The 5521-nt window shown below is 64.0% G+C and carries 7 protein-coding genes; 1 reads left to right on the top strand and 6 read right to left on the bottom strand.

Going from position 1 to position 5521, the window contains the following annotated elements:
• From MOV75_RS26030 to MOV75_RS26015, 4 genes are all read right to left on the bottom strand, one after another.
• A partial coding sequence (locus MOV75_RS26030; protein ID WP_247006837.1) for an ATP-binding cassette domain-containing protein occupies positions 1-347 on the bottom strand: 347 nt, incomplete at its 3' end.
• Positions 348-362: 15 nt separating this feature from the next.
• Complete coding sequence (locus MOV75_RS26025) at positions 363-1673, bottom strand: ABC transporter substrate-binding protein (RefSeq protein ID WP_246929902.1); 1311 nt, start codon at positions 1671-1673, stop codon at positions 363-365.
• A 92-nt stretch (positions 1674-1765) separates the two neighbouring features.
• A complete protein-coding gene (locus MOV75_RS26020; protein ID WP_246929903.1) occupies positions 1766-2470 on the bottom strand; it encodes an NUDIX hydrolase in 705 nt (234 codons plus the stop codon).
• Between the two features lie 29 nt (positions 2471-2499).
• A complete protein-coding gene (locus MOV75_RS26015; RefSeq protein WP_246929905.1) occupies positions 2500-3525 on the bottom strand; it encodes an ABC transporter substrate-binding protein in 1026 nt (341 codons plus the stop codon).
• 136 nt (positions 3526-3661) lie between these two features.
• Between MOV75_RS26015 and MOV75_RS26010 the strand changes: the two genes are divergently transcribed.
• Positions 3662-4111, top strand: a complete 450-nt coding sequence (locus tag MOV75_RS26010) for a cupin domain-containing protein (RefSeq protein WP_246929907.1) — start codon at positions 3662-3664, stop codon at positions 4109-4111.
• A 172-nt stretch (positions 4112-4283) separates the two neighbouring features.
• Here the strand turns inward: MOV75_RS26010 and MOV75_RS26005 are convergent, their stop codons facing one another.
• Both MOV75_RS26005 and MOV75_RS26000 read right to left on the bottom strand, forming a co-directional pair.
• Positions 4284-5072, bottom strand: coding sequence for an ABC transporter permease (locus tag MOV75_RS26005; RefSeq protein WP_246929909.1), 789 nt, complete (start codon positions 5070-5072; stop codon positions 4284-4286).
• A partial coding sequence (locus MOV75_RS26000) for an ABC transporter ATP-binding protein (RefSeq protein ID WP_247006836.1) occupies positions 5072-5521 on the bottom strand: 450 nt, incomplete at its 5' end. The genes MOV75_RS26000 and MOV75_RS26005, both read right to left, overlap by 1 nt.

Raw genomic sequence — 5521 nt, 5'->3', positions numbered from 1 at the left:
GCCTCCTCCGCCCTGGCCCGGCTGTGGCGGCCCTGGCCGTAAAAGCCGGCGAGCGCGACGTTCTCGAAGATGGTCAGGCGGCGGAACGGCCGCGGAATCTGGAAGGTGCGGCCAATGCCGCTGTTGATGATCCGGTGCGGCGCGAGGCCTGCGATCTCGGAGCCGCCGAACATGATCGAGCCCGATGTCGGCGCCAGCGTGCCGGAAAGCATGTTGAAGATCGTGCTCTTGCCCGAACCGTTGGGACCGATCAGGCCGAGGATCTCGCCCTGATCGACCTGGAACGACACGTTGTTGACGGCGGTAAAGCCGCCGAACCGCTTCACCAGCCCGCTGACTTCCAGCACCAAAGCCCTCCGCTGCTACTGGTTGCTGTAGGTGGTGCCTTTCGGCAGCGGCAGCACGGCCTCGCGCTGCGCCTGGCTCTTCGGCCACACCACATGAGACTTGTCCTCGAGATACTGGATCACGACGGGGAACGAGCGCTCGTTCTGCCCGGCCATGGGCGTGCCCTCGCTGTAGAACTTCACGCCGAAGCCGAGCATGGTGCCGCCCTCGGAGATGTCGGCGTCGAGCGCCGCCTTGCGCAGCGCATCGGGATCGACGCCACCGTACTTCTTGATCGCCCGCGGCAGCACATCCGCCATGAACACGTAGGTGTTGGACGCACCGATGCCGACATGGGCGGAGCGGATGGCAACGCCGGGCCGGATCTTGTCGAACTCCTCGCCGACCATCTTGATGACGGGCGAGAGCTTCGGATCCATGGTCTTCTGGTTGGCCAGCCAGATCGAGATCGGGTCCGCGTTGAAGATATAGGCGGCATCGGCTCCCATGCCTTCCTTCAGCTTCTCATAGACACCATAGCCCGCGCCATGCCCCATCAGCGCGCCGAACCTCAGGCCCTGCTCGCGGGCCTGGCGCAGCAGCAGGGTGATGTCCGGATTGTAGCCGGTGTGGAAGATCACGTCGGGCTTGGCGCGTTTCAGCTTGGTCACCAGCGGGGACAGATCAGGCGCTGTCGCCGAATAGCCTTCCTTGAGCACGACGTTGAAGCCGGCTTTCTTCGCGCCGGCCTCGTTGCCCTTGGAGACGTCGACGCCATAGGCGCCGTCCTCGTGGATGATGGCGACGCGCAGATCCTTTGGTTCCTTGCCGAACTTCTCCTTGGCGTTCTGCGCGATGAAATCCATCGTCATCATGCCGAATTGGTCGCCGCTCGCCTGCGGCCGGAACACGTATTTGTAGCCCTTCTCGTTGAACACGGCCGACGAAATGCAGGTCGTCATCCACATGAACTTCTTGAGCTGCTCGACGCGGGCGGCTACGGGCACGCACTGCGCCGAGGAGAAGAAGCCGAGCACCATGTCGACCTTCTCCTGCTCGAGCAGGCGGACGGATTCGTTGATGGCGATGTCGGGCTTGCTCTGCGCGTCGGCATAGACCGCCTCGATCTTGTAGCCCTCGACGCCGGTCTTGGCGAAATGGTCGAGGATGATCTTTGTGCCGACATAATTGAGCTCGGAGCCACCGCCGGCCAAAGGCCCGGTCAAATCAAAAACAACGCCGATCTTGATCTTCTTGTCCTGAGCCTGGGCGGACACCGCCAAGCCCGTCGCCGATATCGCGACCACCAGCCCACGTACCAACCGGGCAGCCATGCGCAGGCGCATCAAAACCTCCCTGGACGATTGTGCATTGCATTCGTCTTGCTTTTCGTTGCCCCATCACATGGGCTGAGCGCAGCGATGTCAAGCCTTGCGCATCAGCGCGAAGCGAACTGCTGCTCGATAAAGGCCGTGACAAATCGCGGCATGGTCGGCGTGAGATCACTCATCCCGCGCACGAGATGAATGGCCGACAATTCAGGCTCGTCCTCACGGGCGAGATTGGCTTCGATCAGCGCGCGAGCCTCATCGCCGGGCATGTCCAGATTGAGCACCTGCATCATCGCAATCGCGGGGCCGCTGACGATGCAGTGCCAGTCCGGCTCGGCCCGATAGTCCGCCGCGGTCAGGCCGGTCTCCTCCTCGATTTCGCGGACGACGCTGCCGGGAATGTCGAGCGCACCCTCAATGACGTCGTCGAGGTCGGGCGTGCCCGAGGGGAAATAGATGCGGCCCGCATTGGCGGTGTGCTGCGCCATTTCGCCCATGATGAAGGCGCCGTCGGAAGCGCGCAGCGCGCCCATGCCAAATCCGTTGAACACCGCCTTGTCGGGAAATCCCCAGTCGCGCCAGGCGAGGAAGCTGGCAAAATCGGTCTCGAAATAGGTCGCGGAGAGATGGCCATCCGCAAACACCGCGTCCTGCCCGAGCAGGACGCGCCCATTCCAGATCTTCGGCCGCTCGCGTTGCTTCTCGGCGAAATGCGCCGCAATCTCGGCCCCCCGTTCCTCCGCGAACGGCCAGACGATCGGCCGCACGGCAAGATCGAGCGTCGTGACGCGATGAATGATTGGTGACGCCATGAGGGACGACTACCGCATCTTCGCGTCAGCTATTTGGCATTCCCCGTCGTCTTCTTGGCCTGCTCGACGAACTTGTTGGTGAAGGTCTTGCTGACGTCGATCTTGGCATTGGCCACCTCGGGCGAGCCGACGCTGAACACCGAAAGCACGGCGTCAGCGCCCTTCGGATCCATCTTCCCGGTCTCGGAGTACATCGGGATCGTGTTCTTCAGCGCGGCGAGATAGAGGTCCTTGTTCTTGCCGACCGTCGCTTCCGGCATCTTCGCCATGATCTCCTCAGGGCTGTGCGAATGGATCCAGGCGAGCGTGGCGAGGATCGCGTTGGTGAGCCCCTGCGTCTCCTTCTCGTGGCCATTGACCCAGGCCGCCGTCGAGTACAGAGCCCCGCCGGGATATTCGCCGCCGAAGGTGTCGAGCGTGTCCTTCTGCGTGCGGGTGTCGGAGAGGATGCGCAGATCCTTGTGGTTGCCCTGGAGCACGGTGACGGAGGGATCGAGCATCACGGCCGCATCGATCTGGCCCTGCTCCATCGCGGCGACGGCGGTGGCACCGAGGCCGACGCCGATCACGGCGGCGCTGGTGGGATCGATGCCGTTCTTCTTGAGCATGTACTTCAGGAAGAAGTCGGTGGAGGAGCCGGGCGCACTGACGCCGACCTTCTTGCCGGCGAGATCCTTGACCGACTTGATGTCGTTGGTTCGCGAGGGCGCGACCACGAGCACGAGGCCGGGATAGCGGTCATAGACCACGAAAGCCTGCAGCTCCTGCTTCTTGGCGGCCAGATTGACGCAATGGTCGAAATAGCCGGACACCACGTCGGCGCTGCCGCCGAGCACGGCCTTGAGCGCGTCCGAACCGCCCTTGAGGTCGACCAGCTCGACATTCAGGCCGGCCTTCTCGTATTCGCCGAGCTGCTTGGCCAGCACCGTCGGCAGATAGCACAGGCAGGAGCCGCCGCCGATCGCGATGGTGACCTTGCTTTGCGCCGCGGCAAAACCGGTGGTGAGCGTCAGCGCGAGCAGCGCGCCGGCGAGCCTGGCAATCGTGTTCTTCATTGGTTTCCTCCGTTCGGCGGGCGGCACCATAAAGCAGCAGGGCTGGCTTGAGAAGCGCTGCCGGAGGCACTGGTCATCGGCCATTCGGCGAAATAGCATGCCCCGACAAGAATAATTCTCGATGGGAGGATCATCCGTGAATCGCTTTACAGCCGGGCTGTCGATTGCCGCCGCCTTTGCCGCCGGATGCGGCGCAACCCATTTGCTCCGGCCGGCACTCGCCGCCGAAAACATCACCGCGCAGATCATCCATACCGGCGAGATGGAGGGCGATGCGCTCGGGGACGCCAACAAGGTCGGCTTTCGCTCCAAGACATTCATGACCGCCGACGGCGCAACCATCTCGATCCAGGTCGGCAATGTGCCCAAGCACATGCATCCCAACACCAACGAGATCCAGTACATCCTGGACGGCACCGGCACGATCTGGCTCGGCGACAAGGAGGTCACGGTAAAGCCCGGCGACCTCGTCATCATTCCCAAGGGCACGCCGCACGGCGGCACCAAGCCGATCAGCGGACAGGTCAAGGCGATCGCGATCAAGACCCCGCCGCAGGCGCCCGACGACACCAAGCTGCTGGATTGAGCTTCCTTCACCTCTCCCGCTTGCGGGAGAGGTCGCGCCGAAGGCGCGGGTGAGGCCTCTTTCCTCTTGGGGGTTCTCGCAAGTGGAGAAACCCTCTCCCCAACCCTCCCCCGCAAGCGGGGGAGGGAGCGCACCCTGGGTGCGGCCCGCAATCCGAAACCAACTTGCGCCCCTACCCGCGCCCATCCGATGCCGTCGGCCGCCAAACCAGCAGACGGCGTTCGACCAGCGTGACGCCATAGTCGATCAGGATCACGAACGCCGACAGCACGAACATGCCGGCGAACACGCCGGCGACGTCGAACACGCCCTCGGCCTGCTGGATCAGGTAGCCGAGCCCGGCCGCCGATCCCAGATATTCGCCTACGACCGCGCCGACCACGGCGAAGCCCACCGAGGTGTGCAGCGAGGAGAACATCCAGGACAGCGCCGAGGGCCAATAGACGTGCCGCATCAACTGCCGCTCGCTCATTCCCAACATGCGCCCGTTGTCGAGCACGGTGCGGCTGACCTCCTTGACGCCCTGGTAGACGTTGAAGAACACGATGAAGAACACCAGCGTCACGCCGAGCGCGACCTTCGACCAGATGCCAAGGCCGAGCCACAGCGCGAAGATCGGCGCGAGCACGACGCGCGGCAGCGCGTTGACCATCTTGACGTAGGGGTCGAACACGGCGGCGACCAGGGGCTGGCGTGCGAACCAGAAGCCGACCAGCACGCCGCCGGCTGATCCGATCACAAAGGCCAGGATCGATTCCGTCAGCGTGATGCCAAGATGCTTCCAGATCACGCCGGACGAGAACCACTTCACGATCTGGATGAACACATCGAACGGATTGGAGAAGAAGAACGGCGGCAGCAGGATCTTGCCGAACAGGGGGACGGTCGACAGCACCTGCCACAGCACAATGCAGACGACCGCAACCAGGATTTGCAGCGCAAGCAGCGTCGGGCGCGACATCAGACCGCCTCCGCCGCGTGCGTGGACTGGGCGTAGCCCTTCATCACCTCGTCCTTGAGCACGCTCCAGATCTCGCGATGCAGCGCATGGAACTCCTTGTCGAGCCGCACCTCGAAGATGTCGCGCGGGCGCGGCAGGCTCACGCGCCAGTCGCCGATGATGCGCGAGGACGGCCCGGCCGACATGATCACGACGCGGTCGGCGAGCGCGATCGCCTCTTCGAGATCATGGGTGACGAACAGCACGGCCTTGCGGTCGGCGTTCCACAAGTCGAGCAGCAGATTGCCCATCACCTGGCGCGTCTGCGCATCGAGCGGCCCGAACGGCTCATCCATCAGCAGGATCTTCGGGTCGCGGATCAGCACCTGCGCCAGCGCGACGCGCTTGCGCTGGCCGCCGGAGAGCATGTGCGGATAGCGACCGGCGAACGCGCCGAGGCCGACGGAGGT

It is taken from the genome of Bradyrhizobium sp. PRIMUS42, from assembly GCF_023006515.1.
GTDB lineage: Bacteria > Pseudomonadota > Alphaproteobacteria > Rhizobiales > Xanthobacteraceae > Bradyrhizobium.
This window is presented reverse-complemented; position numbering and strand designations above follow the sequence as displayed.

What these genes read in the sequence shown, in the direction of transcription:
- MOV75_RS26020 (WP_246929903.1), bottom strand. Translation starts at nt 2,470, where the DNA reads ATGGCGTCACCAATCATTCATCGCGTCACGACGCTCGATCTTGCCGTG.
- MOV75_RS26025 (WP_246929902.1), bottom strand. Translation starts at nt 1,673, where the DNA reads ATGCGCCTGCGCATGGCTGCCCGGTTGGTACGTGGGCTGGTGGTCGCG.
- MOV75_RS26005 (WP_246929909.1), bottom strand. Translation starts at nt 5,072, where the DNA reads ATGTCGCGCCCGACGCTGCTTGCGCTGCAAATCCTGGTTGCGGTCGTC.
- MOV75_RS26015 (WP_246929905.1), bottom strand. Translation starts at nt 3,525, where the DNA reads ATGAAGAACACGATTGCCAGGCTCGCCGGCGCGCTGCTCGCGCTGACG.